At 39.1% G+C, this 601-nt stretch carries 1 pseudogene; it reads right to left on the bottom strand.

The features are described 5' to 3' along the window. Positions 1–601: pseudogene (locus tag ACFIM6_RS10140) on the bottom strand (hypothetical protein); the annotation flags it as partial.

Here is a 601-nt window from a genome sequence, read left to right as displayed (position 1 = left end):
AATTGACAGTTTTAAGCTTGAAGGTAGGTGCAACCCATTCTCCCTTTTCATTATAACCTGCTCCTCCACCAAAATACTCAGCAAATGTCTGATTCATTGAATAAAGTTGGTTGCCAGTGATCGCTTCTGTTGAACCTTTAGAAATTTCTCCATCTAAAAGAAACTTCAATTTGCTATTGTTTCTGTCCTTACCTTCCCCATGAAGAGCTACAAAGGCGTTATCACCCTTGCTCCACGATAAAGAATCTTGCGCAACACCTGCAGAAACTTCCTTAATTCGTGCATTCACATTCTTGATATTATCATCAAGTCCTTCAAAAGCTGAACCAACATTGGTAAAAGGCTTGGCTGTTATCTTACCATCTTTATCAATCTCCGATAAACTATAGGTCGGCCCTGTAAACGCACCATTATTAAAAGCTGCATTACCCCCTAAATAAGTAACAACCTTATCATTCGTTTCAAAAAGCTGACTACCCGTTACAGCATCTGTTGATGTAGCGCTAATCTCACCATTTGCTAGAAACGTAATTCTACTGTTTTCTTGTGTCCTTACAGCTCTGCCTTTTTCTTCTTTACTCTTTTCATGACGCGCTACAAA

The sequence above is a fragment of the Bartonella sp. AA9NXGY genome, from assembly GCF_042196845.1.
Lineage (GTDB): Bacteria > Pseudomonadota > Alphaproteobacteria > Rhizobiales > Rhizobiaceae > Bartonella.
This window is presented reverse-complemented; position numbering and strand designations above follow the sequence as displayed.